13 protein-coding genes are annotated in these 15,190 nt (G+C 69.6%); 12 read left to right on the top strand and 1 reads right to left on the bottom strand.

From position 1 onward, the window contains the following. The first annotated feature begins 148 nt into the window (after positions 1-148). From J2728_RS07680 to J2728_RS22395, 6 genes are all read left to right on the top strand, one after another. Positions 149-3,238 carry a TonB-dependent receptor domain-containing protein gene (locus J2728_RS07680; protein ID WP_309998018.1) on the top strand — a complete coding sequence of 1,030 codons (3,090 nt, stop codon included), beginning with the start codon at positions 149-151 and terminating at the stop codon, positions 3,236-3,238. Between the two features lie 158 nt (positions 3,239-3,396). Next, complete coding sequence (locus J2728_RS07685; RefSeq protein ID WP_309998020.1) at positions 3,397-4,872, top strand: amidohydrolase; 1,476 nt, start codon at positions 3,397-3,399, stop codon at positions 4,870-4,872. After that, positions 4,869-6,167 (top strand): amidohydrolase family protein, encoded by a 1,299-nt coding sequence (locus J2728_RS07690; protein WP_309998022.1) that lies wholly within the window; start codon positions 4,869-4,871, stop codon positions 6,165-6,167. Before J2728_RS07685 ends, J2728_RS07690 begins: the two co-directional genes overlap by 4 nt. Further along, positions 6,151-7,269 (top strand): amino acid ABC transporter substrate-binding protein, encoded by a 1,119-nt coding sequence (locus J2728_RS07695; protein ID WP_309998024.1) that lies wholly within the window; start codon positions 6,151-6,153, stop codon positions 7,267-7,269. Before J2728_RS07690 ends, J2728_RS07695 begins: the two co-directional genes overlap by 17 nt. Next, on the top strand, positions 7,266-8,402 hold the full coding sequence (locus J2728_RS07700; RefSeq protein WP_309998026.1) for an ABC transporter permease subunit: 1,137 nt from the start codon (positions 7,266-7,268) through the stop codon (positions 8,400-8,402). Before J2728_RS07695 ends, J2728_RS07700 begins: the two co-directional genes overlap by 4 nt. Then, positions 8,399-10,162, top strand: a complete 1,764-nt coding sequence (locus J2728_RS22395; protein WP_473701033.1) for an ABC transporter permease subunit — start codon at positions 8,399-8,401, stop codon at positions 10,160-10,162. The genes J2728_RS07700 and J2728_RS22395 overlap by 4 nt, the downstream gene beginning before the upstream one ends. Positions 10,163-10,178: 16 nt before the next feature. Here J2728_RS22395 and J2728_RS07715 read toward each other — a convergent pair whose 3' ends face one another. Next, positions 10,179-10,781 carry an RNA polymerase sigma factor gene (locus J2728_RS07715; RefSeq protein ID WP_309998028.1) on the bottom strand — a complete coding sequence of 201 codons (603 nt, stop codon included), beginning with the start codon at positions 10,779-10,781 and terminating at the stop codon, positions 10,179-10,181. A gap of 531 nt (positions 10,782-11,312) precedes the next feature. Here J2728_RS07715 and J2728_RS07720 point away from each other — a divergent pair. From J2728_RS07720 to J2728_RS07745, 6 genes are all read left to right on the top strand, one after another. Further along, on the top strand, positions 11,313-12,389 hold the full coding sequence (locus tag J2728_RS07720; protein WP_309998030.1) for a PLP-dependent cysteine synthase family protein: 1,077 nt from the start codon (positions 11,313-11,315) through the stop codon (positions 12,387-12,389). Between the two features lie 103 nt (positions 12,390-12,492). Beyond that, positions 12,493-12,819 (top strand): ArsR/SmtB family transcription factor, encoded by a 327-nt coding sequence (locus J2728_RS07725; RefSeq protein WP_309998032.1) that lies wholly within the window; start codon positions 12,493-12,495, stop codon positions 12,817-12,819. A 57-nt stretch (positions 12,820-12,876) separates the two neighbouring features. Then, entirely contained in the window at positions 12,877-13,617 is a 741-nt protein-coding gene (gene arsH / locus J2728_RS07730) for an arsenical resistance protein ArsH (protein WP_309998034.1), read from the top strand. Then, positions 13,614-14,108, top strand: a complete 495-nt coding sequence (locus J2728_RS07735) for an arsinothricin resistance N-acetyltransferase ArsN1 family A (protein ID WP_309998035.1) — start codon at positions 13,614-13,616, stop codon at positions 14,106-14,108. Before arsH ends, J2728_RS07735 begins: the two co-directional genes overlap by 4 nt. A gap of 156 nt (positions 14,109-14,264) precedes the next feature. Further along, positions 14,265-14,639: an ArsR/SmtB family transcription factor gene (locus tag J2728_RS07740; protein ID WP_309998036.1), complete on the top strand. Its 375-nt coding sequence runs from the start codon at positions 14,265-14,267 to the stop codon at positions 14,637-14,639. Continuing rightward, positions 14,636-15,169, top strand: coding sequence for an arsenate reductase ArsC (locus J2728_RS07745; RefSeq protein WP_309998038.1), 534 nt, complete (start codon positions 14,636-14,638; stop codon positions 15,167-15,169). The genes J2728_RS07740 and J2728_RS07745 overlap by 4 nt, the downstream gene beginning before the upstream one ends. Positions 15,170-15,190 lie beyond the last annotated feature (21 nt).

Consider the following 15,190-nt stretch of genomic DNA (forward strand, 5'->3'; position numbering starts at 1 on the left):
CGATCGGCGCCCAGCCGTCAGGCAACGACAAAAACGGCGATTTTCTGGCCGGACGCAGGTGGGGCAACGCCCCGCGCGTACGTCTCAGAAGTTGTCGATCGAGAACGGCGAAAGCCCGCCGGCGGCGCACGCTAGACCAGAGGGGGTCATGATGAACCAGCACTTTCAACGCGCAACCCGAGCGCTTCTGTTGGCCAGCAGCGCCAGCCTGTTGACCGCCGGCCTGGCCCACGCCCAGAGCCAGGCGCCAGCGAACGCGTCGCCCCAGGATGCCGCCACCGTCGAGGAGGTGATCGTTGTCGGCACTCAGATCGCCGGCTCCAAGGTCACCGCGGCCGTGCCGGTCACCGTCGTCGACGCGGCGCAGATCGCCACCACCGGCGCGGTCTCGGGCGATGATCTGCTGCGCTCGGTGCCGCAGATGGGCAACGTCACCTTCAACAGCACCAATGGCGCCACCAGCAGCAATTTCGCCCGCGGCGACGTGGGCTCGATCAACCTGCGCGACCTGGGCGTGGGCAACACCCTGGTGCTGCTCAACGGCCGCCGCGTCGTCACCTGGCCCGGCACCCAGGCCGACGCCAATCTCGCCCCGGTCCTGACCACGAACTCCAACACCCTGCCGGTCTCGGGCATCCAGCGGCTGGAAGTCCTGCGCGACGGCGCGGCGGCCCTCTATGGCGCCGACGCCGTGGCCGGCGTGCTCAACACCGTGCTGCGCGATGACCTCGACGGCGGCACGGTCACGGTCCGGTACGGCGGCGCCGAGGGCACGTCGATGCGCGACTTCAATCTCAATTTCGCCGTCGGCCAAAATTTCAAGGAAGGCCGCGGCAACATCACCCTGTCGGCCGACTACGCCTATCGCAGCGCCCTGAAGTCGACCGACCTCGACTACACCGCCAGCGGCGACAAGCGCCCCCTGTTCGCCAACACCAGCTTCGCTGGCTCCAACACGCTGGATCGCCGCAGCACGCTCAGCCCCTGGGCCGACTTCACCATGATCGGTCAGACCGGCGCGGTGCGCCAGGGCGCGACCAATCTGACGACCGCCGCCGGCGTCTTCCACATCCAGCCGACCGCCGACGGCTCGTGCGGCTCGGTCCTGACCGGCGGGATCTGCATCGGCACGGGTACGCGCGCCACCTCCGGCGCGGCCCGCGACACCCGCTCGGACGCCCAATCGGCCTATGGCCTGTCGGTCATGCCCAAGATGCGCCGCACCAACCTCTTCAGCACTTGGCGCTATGACCTGACCGACGACGTCACCGCCTATGGTGAACTCGGCTACTACATCTCCGACACCCACAGCGTGCAGGACTCGGTGTTCACGATCGGCTCGACCAAGATCGCCATCCCCGCGTCCAACTACTGGAACCCGTTCGGCCCGGTGACCTTCGCCGACGGCACGGTCAATCCCAACCGCTTGGCCAACCTCAATATTCCTGCTTCGGGCCGCGCCGTCAGCCTGACCAATTACCGGTTCGGGGACCTTGGCCCGACCAATGTCGACGTCAAGGGCAAGCAGGCGCGCGTGCTCGGCGGGCTGAAGGGCAACGCCTACGGCTTCCGATGGGACAGCGCGCTGCTCTACACCGAGGCTGGCGTCACCGACGTCCAGGACGGCGTCAGCTCCACGGCCCTGCAAAGGCAGCTCGCCCTGTCGACCCCCGACGCCTACAACCCGTTCAACGGCGGCAGCGTCGGCAACCCGACCGGGATCGACGGCACGCCAAGCTCCAAGGCCGCCCTCGACGCCATCCGCGTCAAGACCTACCTGAAGGGTCGCTCGACCCTGGCCCAATGGGACTTCAAGGTCTCCAGGGCAGACCTGCTGGCCCTGCCGGCCGGGGACCTGGGCCTGGCCGCCGGCGTCGAACTGCGCCGCGAGACGATCAGCGACAACCGCGACGCCCGCGTCGACGGCACCATCAAGTTCACCGACGCGGTGACCGGCGAGGTCCAGAGCTCGGATCTCTTCGGCGTCAGCCCGACCCCCGACTCCAAGGGCTCGCGCAAGGTCGCCTCGGCCTATGCCGAACTGGCCGTGCCGGTGGTCTCGCCCGACATGGGCGTGCCGCTGGTGCGCAATGTCGAGCTGCAGCTGGCCGGCCGCTACGAGCACTACAGCGACTTTGGCGATGTCGCCAAACCCAAGGTCGCTCTGGCCTGGGACCTCTTCGACGGCGTGCGGGTGCGTGGCTCGTTCTCCAAGGGCTTCCGCGCCCCCAACCTGCTGCAGGTCAATTCCGCGATCGTGACGCGCGGCAATACCCGCACCGACTACATCTTCTGCGAGGCCGACCTGCGGGCCGGCCGCATCAAAAGCTTCAGCGCTTGCTCGGCCTCGATCGTCGCCACCGCCCAGCGGGCCGGCAATCCCGACCTCAAGGCCGAGACCTCGCAAAGCCAGTCGCTCGGCCTCGTCCTGCAGCCGAAGTTCATTCCCTCCGAGCTCGGCCGCTTCACCCTGACCGTCGATGTCTGGGACACCAAGCAGAACGGCATCATCGGGGTGTTCGGCGAGGGCAACGCTCTGATCCTCGACTACCTGCTGCGCGTCCAGGGCTCGAGCAATCCCAACGTCATCCGCCTGGCTCCAACCGCCGACGACATCGCTCGCACCGACGGCACGGGTCTGGCCGCCGTCGGCCAGGTGACCTACGTCAAGGACCAGTACCAGAACCTCAATCCCCAGGACGTCCGCGGCCTCGACGTCAGCCTCAACTGGCGTCTGCGGGGCACGCGGTTTGGCGATTTCGACGCCGACATCAATGTCGCGCACTTCAACAAGTTCTATCGCCAGCCGTCGGCCGAGATCGCCCAGCTGCTCGCCGCGCGCCAGGCCGGCAAGATCAACGCCGGCACCTCGATCACCGGCGGCGGCGATCTTCTGCGCCAGAACGGCACGCCCAAGACCAAGGTCTCGGCCTCGCTGACCTGGCGCTACGAGCAACTGACCGTGGGCGCCTTCACCAAGTACATCTCCTCGATGGACGACACCTCGCTCCTGGCCGCGGACGGCACGCCCTGGCAGGTCGAAAGCCAGGTGACCGGCAACCTCTATGGCCAGTGGGCCGTGGCCAAGGGACGTCTGGAAGGCTCCAAGATCCGCCTGGGCGTCAACAACATCACCGACGAAAACCCGCCTCTGAGCTCGGGGACCTACGGCTACCTGGGGGCCGTCTACCAGCCCTACGCCCGCTACTGGTACCTGAGCCTCAGCAAGGCCTTCTAGCCACGCCGCGAGGAGTCCGGACGAACCTCCCCAGGGGCGTCCGGATGCTTCGCCGCGGCCCGCCGGACGCCCTCTGCCCAGGGCGGCCGGCGGGCGCCCACCGTTCCGCTTCTCTGTTGATCAAGGACCGCCCGCGTTCGGCGGCGTCAGGAGATCCCGTGTCACACCCGTCGAGACTGGCCAGCGCCGCCGCGCCGCGCCGCCGCGTCCCCTGGCTGGCGCTCAGCGCCGCGCTGCTACTGGCCGCTTGCGCCGCCGCCCCCGCGCCCAAACCCAAGCCCCAGGCCGAAGCCGCCCCGCGCCCGGCCGCCCCGCCGCCCAAGGGCCTGGTTCCGACGCGCGATCCCTATCCGAGCACCTACGCGGCCGCCGCCTCGGGCCTGACGGCCATCGTCAACGCCAACATCTATACCGGCACGGGCGCGAAGATCCTTGGCGGCATGGTGGTGTTCGACGCCGGCAAGATCGTCTCGGTCGGTCCGGCCGCCGCGCCGCCCGCCGGCGCCAAGGTCATCGACGCGAAAGGCCGCTGGGTCACCCCCGGCCTGATCGACGCCCACTCGCATCTCGGAGTCTTTCCCGCTCCGGCCGTGACCGGCCAGGTCGACGTCAACGAGAACATCGACCCCAACACCGGCTATGTCTGGGCCGAACACGGCGTCTGGCCCCAGGACGCCGGCTTCGAGCGCGCCCGGGCCGGCGGCGTCACCAGCCTGCTGATCCTGCCCGGCTCGGCCAACCTCTTTGGCGGCCGCACCGTGGCCCTGAAGAACGTGCCGGCCGTCACCGTCCAGGCCATGAAGTTCCCGGGCGCGCCCTACGGCCTGAAGATGGCCTGCGGCGAAAACCCCAAGGGACGCTACGGTTCCCGCGGCCGCACGCCCGCCACCCGCATGGGTAACGTCGCCGGCTATCGCCGCGGCTGGATCGAGGCGGCCGACTACGGCAAGCGCTGGGCCGCCTATGACAAGAAGGCCGCCAAGGGGGAGGGGGGCGAGCCGCCCAAGCGCGACCTGACCCTCGACACCCTTTCGGGCGCCCTGAACGGCGAGCTCCTGGTGCAGAACCACTGCTACCGGGCCGACGAGATGGCCAACCTGATCGATGTCTCCCGCGAGTTCGGCTACCACATCACCGCCTTCCACCACGCGGTCGAGGCCTACAAGATCGCTCCGCTGCTGGCCCGCGAGAACATCTGCGCGGCCGTCTGGTCGGGCCGCTGGGGCTTCAAGATGGAGGCCTATGACGGCATCGAGGAAAACGCCGCCCTGCTGACCAAGGCCGGTGTCTGCGTCTCGCTGCACTCGGACGATCCCAACATCATCCAGCGCCTCAATCGCGAGGCCGCCGTCGCCCAGGCCGCCGGTCGCCGGGCCGGCATCGACATCCCCGACGCCGTCGCCATCCAGTGGATCACCCTCAACTCCGCCAAGGTCATGGGCGTGGCCGACCGCACCGGCTCCCTGGAGCCTGGCAAGATGGCCGACATCGTCCTGTGGAGCGCCGATCCCCTGAGCATCTACGCGCTCGCCGACCTGGTGTTCATCGACGGCGCCGTCGAATTCGATCGCAAGGCGCCGCGCCGCCCCTCCGACTTCGAGCTCGGCCAAAACCGCGGAGACCTCGCCCAATGAAGCCGATCCTTTCCGCCCTGGCCGGCCTCCTAGCCGCCTCCGCCCTGACCGCGCCGGCCCTGGCCGCGCCCGCCGCCGCCCCGGTCGCGATCATTCATGCGCGCCTGCTGACCATGGGCCCGGCCGGCGAGATCGCCGACGGGACCCTGATCGTTCGCGACGGCAAGATCCTCGCCGTCGGCAAGGGCCTGGCCGTTCCGGCCGGGGTCCAGGTGATCGACGCCAAGGGCGCGATCGTCACCCCCGGGCTCTTCGCCCCCAACACCGTGCTGGGCGTGCGCGAGGTCAATTCGGTCAAGGGGACCGACGACGCCAAGAGCGCCTCGGCCGATCTCGGCGCGGCCTTCGATCCGCAATATGGCCTCAACCCAGACTCCACCCTGGTGCCGGTCGCGCGCCTCGGCGGCGTCACCCGCGCCATCGTCGTGCCGGCCCCCGGCGGCGACGGCGAGGGCGGCGGCGATGACGGCGACGGGTCGCTGTTCGACGGCCAGGTTCTGGCCATCCGCCTGGCCGGCGATCTGCTGGTCAAGCCGCGCCTGGCCGTGGCCATGCGCTTTGGCGAGAACGGCGCGGGCGGTTCGCGCGGGGCCGAGATCGGCCTCCTGCGCGCTCGCCTCGACGAGGTCCGCCTCTACAAGCAAAACCGCGCGGCCTACGATCGTGGCGAGACCCGCGATCTGAAACTCTCGCGCGCCGATCTCGAGGCTCTGATCCCCGTGGTCGAGGGGCGCGAGCCGCTGCTGGTCACCGTCCACCGCGCCGCCGACATCCGCCAGGTGCTGGCCTTCGCCCGCGAGCAGCGCCTGCGGGTGATCCTCAACGGCGCCGAGGAAGGCTGGCGCGTCGCCGACGAGATCGCCGCGGCCAAGGTGCCGGTGATCCTCAACGCCACCGCCGACCTGCCGCGCAGCTTCGAGATCGTCGGGGCCAGTCTGCGCAACGCCGCCCGCCTGCGCGCCGCCGGCGTCGAGATCGCCATCGTCAGCCCCGACCCGGCCCACCGGGTCCGCGAACTCCGCTACGAAGCCGGCTCGGCCGTCGCCCAGGGCCTGTCCTACGCCGCGGCCCTGGAAGCGATCACCATCGCCCCGGCCCGGATCTTTGGCCTGGCCGACCAGCTGGGCTCGCTGCAGCCGGGCCGTGCCGCCGACCTCGTGATCTGGGACGGCGATCCGCTGGAGCCGCGCAGCCTGCCGACAGCCATCTATGTCGACGGCGCGCCGCAGCCATTGCGTTCGCGGGCGCTCGACCTGCGCGATCGCTACGAGAGCGGCGATGGCGCGTCGCGCTAAGGGGCTGGCGGCGGCGCTCGCTGCTGGCCTTCTCGTCGGCCCGCTGGCGGGCTGCGGTGATCCGGGCAGCGCCGTCGACGGTCCGCCGCCCAAGGCGGTCGGGGTCGAGGGCGCGCCGGTGGCGCTGGGCGCGGCCGGGGCCGGGCAGGGGCGCACCCTGGCCGCCGTCCGGGCCCGCGGCTATCTGGTCTGCGGCGTCCAGCAGGGACTGATCGGCTTTGCCTATGCCGACAACACCGGCCGCTGGCGTGGCTTCGACACCGACTTCTGCCGCGCCACCGCCGCTGCGATCTTCGGCCGCGCCGACGCCGCCCGTTTCACGCCGACCTCATCGACCGAGCGCCTGACCGTGCTGCAGGCCGGCGAGGTCGACGTTCTGTGGCGCAACACTTCGGCGACCTTCTCGCGCGACGCCAAGTTCGATTTCGCGGGGGTAAACTATTACGACGGCCAGGCCTTCCTGGTCCGGAAGGCCTTGGGCGTCACCCAGGCGGCCCAGCTGAACGGAGCGCGGATCTGCATCCAGACCGGTTCGACCAGCGAGATGAACCTCACCGACTATTTTAGGGCCCACAAGCTGTCCTACGAACCGGTGGTGTTTGACACCGAGGACAAGGCCCGCGCCGCTTATGGCCGCGAGCAGTGCGACGTCTATACCGCCGACCTCTCTAACCTCGCCGCCGCCCGCGCCACCCTGGCACGGCCCGGCGACCACCTGATCCTGCCCGAGGTGATCTCCAAGGAACCCCTGGGGCCGGTGGTGCGCCAGGGCGACGACGCCTGGGGGAATGTCGTGCGCTGGACGCTGAACGCCATGATCCTGGCCGAGGAGCTGGGCGTGACCTCGGCCAACGCCGAGGCCCTGCGCGCCCAGAGCGACAATCCCGAAATCCGCCGCCTGCTCGGGGCCGAGCCCGGCTATGGCGCGATGATCGGCCTGTCCGACGACTTCGCGTTCCAGATCATCAAGCAGGTCGGCAATTACGGCGAGGTCTTCGCGCGCAACCTGGGGCCCTCGACGCCGCTGAAGATCGAGCGCGGCCTCAACGCCCTTTGGAACGCCAGCCCGCCAGGGCTCCTCTACGCCCCGCCGATGCGATGAGCCGCCCGCCCGCCGTCCCGATGACCCGCCAGCGCCTGGCCAGCCTCGCCTGGCAGGGGCTGGCCCTGGCCGCCGTGGTCGCTCTCCTGGCGATGCTGGCCCGCAACGGCGCGGCCAATCTGCGCGCCAGCGGCCTGGCCTCGGGCTTTGACTTCCTGGGACGCGCCGCCGGCTTCGACATCGCCGAGACGCCGATCGCCTATTCGCCGCGCGACAGCAACGCCAAGGTTCTTTTGGTGGGGGCGCTCAACACCCTGAAGGTCACCGGCCTGGGCGCGGCCCTCGCCAGCCTGCTGGGCCTGGCCTTCGGCGTGGCCCTGCGCGCCAGGTCCGCGCCGGTCCGGATCCTGGCCCGCGGCTATGTCGAGCTCTTTCGCAACGTCCCGCTGCCGGTCCTGCTGCTCGTGCTCTACAGCCTGCTGGCCATGGCCCCGCCGCCGCGCGAGGCCATCGACCTGGCCGGCCTGGGCTTTGTCAGCAACCGGGGTCTCTACCTGCCGCGCCTCGACTGGCGCTGGGGGCAGGGCGGGGCGTTGGCCGGGGCGGGCCTTGCCCTGGCGGCCCTGGTCGCCATCTGGCGCCTGGCCCCCACGCGTCGCGCGGCTCAGGTGCTGAGCTTTGGCTGGCTCGGCTTTTGTGGCCTGGGCCTCATTCTATCGGTCTCGGGTCTGGAGGTCCCCCGCGCCCAGGGCTTTGGCTTCGTCGGCGGCCAGGTCGTCTCGCCGCCGCTCCTGGCCCTGGTCGCAGCCCTGGCTCTCTACACCGGCGGCTACATCGCCGAGGTCGTGCGCGGCGCCCTGGCGGCGATCGCTCCCGGTCAGGCCGAGGCCGCCCAGGCGCTGGGCCTCTCGCCCGTCCAGACCCTTGGGCTGATCACCTTGCCGCAGGCCCTGCGGGTGGCCGCCCCGCCGCTGGCCAGCCAGTATCTGAACCTGGCCAAGAACGCCTCGCTGGCCATCGTCGTCGGCTATCCCGATCTCGTCGCTCTGCTGGGCGGCACGGTGCTGAACCAGACCGGCCAGGCGATCGAGACCCTGGGCCTGATCCTGGTTTTCTACCTGGCCCTGAGCCTGTCGATCAGTGGACTGATCAACCTCTGGGCCGCGCGCCAGGCGCGCTGGGCGGTGCGATGAGCCCCGCCTTTCGCAAACCTGCCTGGAGCCGGTGGGCGGCGCTGGCGCTGGCCGCCGCGGTCGCGCTTGTCCTGGCCGGGCCGGCGGCGCGCTGGCTGATCCTTGACGCGACCTGGACCGGCGACAGCCGCGCCGCCTGCGATCCGGCCGGGGCCTGCTGGGCGATGATCACCGCCCGCGCCCAGCAGATCCTGATCGGCTTCTATCCCTCTGGCCACGGCGTCCGCGTCTTGCTGGCCGTCCTGGCGCTGGCGGCCGGGCTCTCGCCGCTCGCCATCCGGCGCCACGCCGGCCTTGTCCTGGCCACCGCCCCGCTCGGGGCCGTGGTCTGCCTGGCCCTGATGGGCGGGGCGCGCCTGCTGCCCAGCGTGCCCAGCGCCTATTGGGGCGGCCTGGCCCTCAACCTGATCGTCGGCGCGGTGTGCGCCATCTTCGCCCTGCCGCTCGGCGTGCTCCTGGGTCTTGCCCGCCAAAGCCCCTTGCCGGTCATCCGGCTGTTGGCCGGCGCCTATGTCGAGACCGCGCGGGCCGCGCCGCTGATCGTGGTGCTGTTCGCCGCGGCGGTGCTCGCCCCGCTGCTGCTGCCGCCGGCCCTGCCGCTCGACAAGCTCGGCCGAGCCATGGTCGCCATCACCCTGTTCGAGGCCGCCTACATGGCCGAGGCCGTGCGCGGCGGCCTGATGGCCGTGCCGCGAGGCCAGCGCGAGGCGGCGCGGGCGCTGGGGCTTGGTCCTTCGCGCACCCTGGTCGATGTCGTCCTGCCCCAGGGCGCTGCGCACGGCGACCCCGGCCCTGGTCAACAGCTTCATCGGCCTTCTGAAGGACACCAGCCTTCTCTATGTGATCGGCGTCCTGGACATCACCGGCGTGCTGCGCAACGCCGTCGCCGACTTCGCCTGGCAGGGGCTGGAGCCAGAGGCCTACATCTTCGTGGGCCTGTCGTTCTGGCTGCTGTGTTTTGGCCTGTCACGCGCCGCCGCCGCCCTGGAGCGCCGCCTTCAGATCGCCCCCCGGAGTCCCGCATGAGCCAGGCGATGATCGAGATCGACAATCTTCAGAAGTGGTACGGCGACCAGCCGGTGCTGCGTGGCCTGGATCTCAAGGTCGCCGCCGGCGAGAAGGTCGTGGTCCTGGGGCCCTCCGGCTCGGGCAAGTCCACCTTGATCCGCGCGATCAATGGCCTGGAGCCGCATCAGGCCGGGACCATCCGCGTCGATGGCCAGGACCTGGCCGCCCGCGGCCGGCAAGGCGCGGCCGCCCGCCGCGCCAGCGGCATGGTGTTCCAGGCCTTCAACCTCTTTCCCCACCTGACCGTGCTCGACAACTGCGCGCTGGCCCCGATGCGGGTCCTGGGCCTGTCGCGGGCCGAGGCCAAGGATCGGGCCATGGCCCTGCTGGAGCGGGTGCGCATCGCCAGCCACGCCGACAAGTATCCCGTCCAGCTCTCGGGCGGCCAGCAGCAGCGGGCCGCCATCGCCCGCGCCCTGGCCATGGCCCCCAAGGTCATGCTGTTCGATGAGCCGACCTCGGCCCTGGATCCGGAGATGGTCGGCGAGGTGCTGGAGGTCATGCGGGGCCTGGCCGCCTCGGGCATGACCATGATCGTCGTCACCCACGAGATGGGGTTCGCCCGCGACGTCGCCGATCGGGTGATCTTCATGGACGAGGGCAAGATCCTCGAGGCCGGGCCGCCGGCCAGCTTCTTCGCCGAGCCGCGCGAGGCCCGCGCCCGCGCCTTCCTGGGCCGGCTTAGGGCCTGACGGCTGAGGGCCGCGGCTAGCTCAGGCGCGGGGCCGACGCGATCGCCAGTCGGCGCTGGCGCGCGCCGGCGCCCCAGTCCTCGCCGAACGCTTCGTCCACGTCATGGAGCTGGGCCGAGAGCGCGTTGAGGCCGCGGGTGATGTGCTTTTCGACGGCGCTGGTCGAGATCCCGTGACGAGCGGCCACGGCCTTGAGGCTCTGGCCCTCGACCCGCACGGCCAGCAGGATCTCGCGGGTTCGGGCCGGCAACTGGGCGAGCGCGTCGCGGGCAGCCGCCATCTCCTGGCGCGCCTGCAGGATGCGGATCGGCGAGAGCTCGTCGCGCGGATGGGTGTCGGGCGACAGCTCGCAATGATGCTGGACGCAGCGCGAGCGATTGCGGCGGTAGAGATCCACCAGGGTCGAGCGGACCACCTGGTAGAAATAGCGCTTTGGAAACCGGATGTCCCAGGTGGCGTCGCGGGTGTGCAGCTTCAACATCACGTCCTGGATGACGTCGTCGATCTCGCTGCTGTCGAGCCGCCGCGACAGATAGCTACGCAGTTCCGGCGCGAAGCGCCAGAAGTAATCGGCCGGGCTTGTGGTTAGAAGGCTGTCGAGCACGGCGGCATTGGCCATGTACTCGTGAGCCGGTGCTGCGGTCCGCGACAATTTCAAACGCCCCCAATACAGTCGTGAATCGTGTAACTAATCTCAAAGTTGTCGTTTTTTGTCTGATGTGCGCCGGTCTCCGTGCAGCGGTCGTCTCACGGGGCTGGCCTGGCGTCATCGTCATGAAACTGTTCCATAGGCCCGGCTGTGGTGTCTTCCCAAACTGGCCCGCGCCCACGCCCCTCTGGTGGAGAAAATTTGGCGATTGGCGCTCGGCGTGGGTTTTTGTGCGAAGGCGCGTGTCTGACTCGAGAATCCGAGCGGCGAGCATGGATCGATCAAATGCAGCGTCATCGAGGCTGATCGACACTTACTGATCTAGGATGTGAGATTGTTGTGGGAAAAAACCACCGTCAAAACGCCAAACAGTGGTGGAATTGGGAAGACTTTTGATGGCTCGATCGGCAGGGTTTACGGCCTTGGCGCGGACGGCGCGGGAGGCGCGCTCGCGTCGACACGCCGCCGCGCCCTGGTCATGCACACAGCAGGGTTCTTGTCATGCTCGCGGGTTCGATCGGCCTGGCCGCCTCCCACCGTTTCGCCACTCCGCCGCGGGCCCCGCTGGGGCGCGGCTGCGACCAGGCCCTGGCCGCGCTCGGGGCGATGGCGGGTCTGGTGGGCCGCACGCCGCTCCTGGCGATCGACCTGACCTGGCAAGGCCGGCCGGCCACGGTCTACGCCAAGGCCGAGCTCTATAACCTGACCGGCAGCATCAAGGACCGCATGGCCTGCAGCATCATCGGCGCGGCCTACGAGCGGCGCGAGCTGGCGCCGGGTCAGGAGATCGTCGAGGCCACCAGCGGCAACGCCGGCATCGCCCTGGCCGCGCTCGGCCGGGCCCTGGGCCATCCGGTGACCATCTTCATGCCCGACTGGATGAGCTTGGAGCGCCGCGCCCTGCTGACCAGTCATGGGGCGACCATTCGGCTGGTCTCGAAGGCCGAGGGCGGCTTCGTCGGCTCGGTGAAGATGGCCGAGGACTATGCCAGCGCGAAGGGCGCCTTTCTCTCGCGCCAGTTCTCCAACGACGACAACTGGCGGGCCCACTATCACGGCACCGCCGAGGAGCTGCTGACCCAGATGGCGGCCCATCGCCTGGCCCCCGACGCCTTCGTCGCCGGGGTCGGCACCGGCGGCACGGTGATGGGCTTTGGCCGGCTGTTCCGCGACCGGGGGCTGCCCGCCGCCGTCCATCCGGTCGAGCCGGCCGAGTCGCCGACCCTGTCTACCGGCCACAAGGTCGGCCACCACCGCATTCAGGGCGTCTCGGACGAGTTCATCCCCGACATCGTCAAGCTGAACGAGCTGGCGCCGGTGATCGCCGTCCACGACGGCGACGCCATCCTGATGGCCCAGAAGGTCGCCCAGCAGCTGGGCCTGGGGGTTGGTATCTCCAGCGGCGCCAACCTCTTGGCCGCCATCAAGGTGCTGGAACATCGGCCCGACGCGCGGGTCGCCACGGTGCTGTGCGACAACCACGCCCGTTATCTCTCCACCGCCCTGGCCCAGGAGGAGCCGGTGCGACCGGGCTACCTGACCCCCGAGGTCGAGCTGCTAGGTTGGCGCGCCCTTTAGCGCCTCGACGGGGTGTCGAGATCGATCACGCCTAAGGGGCGCGGGTCGCCCCGTTCCGCCGCGAGGCTTGACATCGCGAATTTCCTAGAAATATCGTGATATCATGCCAACGCTCACCGAAGATGACGCCGCCGCCGGATTGTCGGCTCTGGGAAGTCCCGTGCGCCTGCGCGTCTTTCGGCTTCTGGTGCGGGCCGGCGACGCGGGGGCCAATGTAACCGACCTTGTCCGTCTCGCCGAAATCCCCGCCTCGACCCTGGCGCATCACCTGGCGGCGCTATCGCGCGCGGGGCTCGTGCGCCAGGAACGCCGCGGCCGCGAGCTGATCTGCACGGCCGACTACGGCCGGGTAGGGGCCCTGGCCCGCTATCTGACCGAGAACTGCTGCGCGGGGCTGGAGTCCGGCCTCGCGTGCGAGGGCGTCGCCTGAGGTTTCCGGCGCGATGCTTCGTGTTTTTCGTGGAATCCCGATGGAAGGACCTGCCGCTTGACCGACTTTCCCGCCCGGAGCTCGGCCTTCGCCGACCGGCCGAGCCTGGCCAAGCTTGAACCGGCCAAGGTCTCGACCCATCCGCCGCGGATCCTGCTGCTCTACGGCTCGCTGCGCGAGCGCTCGTTCAGCAAGCTCCTTGTGCTCGAGGCCCAGCGCCTGCTCGAGGCGATGGGCGCGGAGACCAGGGTCTTCGATCCGGACGGCCTGCCGCTGCCCGACGCCACCCCCGCCGACCATCCCAAGGTCCAGGAGCTGCGGGCGTTGTCGCAATGGTCCGAGGGTCAGGTCTGGTGCAGCCCCGAGCGCCACGGCGCGATCACCGGCATCATGAAGGCGCAGATCGACTGGATCCCGCTGGAGATCGGCAGCGTTCGCCCGACCCAGGGCAAGACCCTGGCGGTGATGCAGGTCAGCGGCGGTTCGCAGTCGTTCAACGCCGTGAACGGCCTGCGACTGCTGGGCCGCTGGATGCGGATGATCACCATCCCGAACCAGTCCTCGGTGGCCATGGCCTACAAGGAGTTCGACGAGAACGATCGCATGAAGCCCTCCAGCTATTATGACCGCGTCGTCGATGTGATGGAGGAGCTTTACAAGTTCACCCTGCTGACCCGCGATCGCGCCGACTACCTGGTCGACCGCTATAGCGAGCGCAAGGCGGCGGGCCGGGAGACCCACGAACACTGGCTGGGCGCCAAGGCCATGGAGCACGAGGCGGCCGGGGCTGTCGCATGAGCGAGTTCAGCACGCGCGCGGCGACCTTGGCCGACGCCCCGGCCATGGCCAGGATTTACAACCAAGGCATCGAGGACCGCATCGCCACCTTCGAGACCAATCCGCGCGGCGTCGAGGCGGTCGAGGCTTGGCTGGCTAGCGGCCTTCCGGTCGTGGTGGTCGTCGACGCGGACGGAAGCGTCGTCGGTTACGCGGCGACCTTCGCCTATTCCGACCGCTGCTGCTACGCCAGCATCGCCGAGTTCTCGGTCTATGTCGAACGCGGCCATCGCGGCGCGGGCGTGGGCAAGCACGCCATGGCCGCGCTGATCGAAGCGGCCCGAGGCCAAGGCCTGCACAAGCTGCTTTCGCGGGTCTTCGTCGAGAACAGCGCCAGCCTTGGTCTCCTGCGCGGCCAGGGCTTTCGCGAGGTCGGGGTCCATCGGCGGCATGGCCAACTCGACGGCGTCTGGCGCGACGTGGTCGCCGTCGAGCGTCTGATCGAGGCGTGACGCCCAGGCCCTGAGCTACGCCCAAGGCGCCTATCGCCCAGCGATGCTGGCCGCGCCCGTGCGTCAGGGGTCCGGGGTGGGCGACGCCAAGCTGAGCGCTCACCAACAAAACAGTGGCGCCCTTGAAGTCTCCCATTATTCGAGTATATTGGAACTATGGAATCGAAGGCCGCCGTCACCGCGCTCAGCGCCCTGGCCCACGAAGGGCGCCTGGCGATTTTCCGCCTGCTGGTCAGGACCGGGCAGGGCGGCATGGCCGCCGGCGAGATCGCCCGCGCCACCGGCATCATCCCCAACACCCTATCGTCGGGCCTCAATATCCTTAGCCAGGCCGACCTGATCGACTCCCGCCGCGAGGGCCGCTCGATCATTTACACGGCCCGCTACGGGAAGATGACCGAGCTCCTGGCCTTCCTGATGGACGATTGTTGCGGCGGCGCCCCGGAGGTCTGCGCCCCGCTCAGCGATATCCTGGCCCGCGCCGCCGAGTGCGACGGGACCTGCCTTGCGCCCCTGGAGACGACGCCATGACCGCCCAGACCCGTCCCTACAATGTGCTCTTCCTCTGCACCCACAATTCGGCCCGATCGATCATGGCCGAGAGCATCATGAACCGGGTCGGGGCCGGGCGCTTCGTCGCCTATTCCGCGGGTTCGATGGCCAGCGGCGCGGTCAATCCTCACGCCATCAGCCTGCTTCAGCGGCTCAACTACAAGACCGATCACCTACGCTCCAAGAGCTGGGACGAGTTCTCGCTGGAGAGCAATCCCAACGCCCCCGAGCTCGATTTCGTGTTCACCGTCTGCGACAACGCTGCGGGCGAGGTCTGCCCGATCTGGCCGGGCCAGCCGATGAGCGCCCACTGGGGGATCCCCAACCCGGGCGACGCCGTCGGTTCCGAGGCCGAGATCGCCCTGGCCTTCGCCGAGGCCTACCGCCAGCTCAATAGCCGCATCACGCTCTTCTGCGCCCTGCCGATGGCCTCGCTTGACCGGCTGTCGCTGCAAAAACGCCTCGACGAGATCGGCAAGTCGATCGCGCCGGACGAGAGCGCCGCCTAATCCTCCGCCGCCCGACCAGGA

It is taken from the genome of Caulobacter segnis, from assembly GCF_031454995.1.
Classification (GTDB): domain Bacteria; phylum Pseudomonadota; class Alphaproteobacteria; order Caulobacterales; family Caulobacteraceae; genus Caulobacter; species Caulobacter segnis_E.

Coding starts and splice junctions, on each gene's coding strand:
- J2728_RS07695 (WP_309998024.1), top strand. CDS start 6,151: ATGGCGCGTCGCGCTAAGGGGCTGGCGGCGGCGCTCGCTGCTGGCCTT.
- J2728_RS07745 (WP_309998038.1), top strand. CDS start 14,636: ATGACCGCCCAGACCCGTCCCTACAATGTGCTCTTCCTCTGCACCCAC.
- J2728_RS22395 (WP_473701033.1), top strand. CDS start 8,399: ATGAGCCCCGCCTTTCGCAAACCTGCCTGGAGCCGGTGGGCGGCGCTG.
- J2728_RS07680 (WP_309998018.1), top strand. CDS start 149: ATGATGAACCAGCACTTTCAACGCGCAACCCGAGCGCTTCTGTTGGCC.
- J2728_RS07690 (WP_309998022.1), top strand. CDS start 4,869: ATGAAGCCGATCCTTTCCGCCCTGGCCGGCCTCCTAGCCGCCTCCGCC.
- J2728_RS07715 (WP_309998028.1), bottom strand. CDS start 10,781: ATGGCCAATGCCGCCGTGCTCGACAGCCTTCTAACCACAAGCCCGGCC.
- J2728_RS07720 (WP_309998030.1), top strand. CDS start 11,313: ATGCTCGCGGGTTCGATCGGCCTGGCCGCCTCCCACCGTTTCGCCACT.
- J2728_RS07725 (WP_309998032.1), top strand. CDS start 12,493: ATGCCAACGCTCACCGAAGATGACGCCGCCGCCGGATTGTCGGCTCTG.
- J2728_RS07740 (WP_309998036.1), top strand. CDS start 14,265: ATGGAATCGAAGGCCGCCGTCACCGCGCTCAGCGCCCTGGCCCACGAA.
- J2728_RS07735 (WP_309998035.1), top strand. CDS start 13,614: ATGAGCGAGTTCAGCACGCGCGCGGCGACCTTGGCCGACGCCCCGGCC.
- J2728_RS07700 (WP_309998026.1), top strand. CDS start 7,266: ATGAGCCGCCCGCCCGCCGTCCCGATGACCCGCCAGCGCCTGGCCAGC.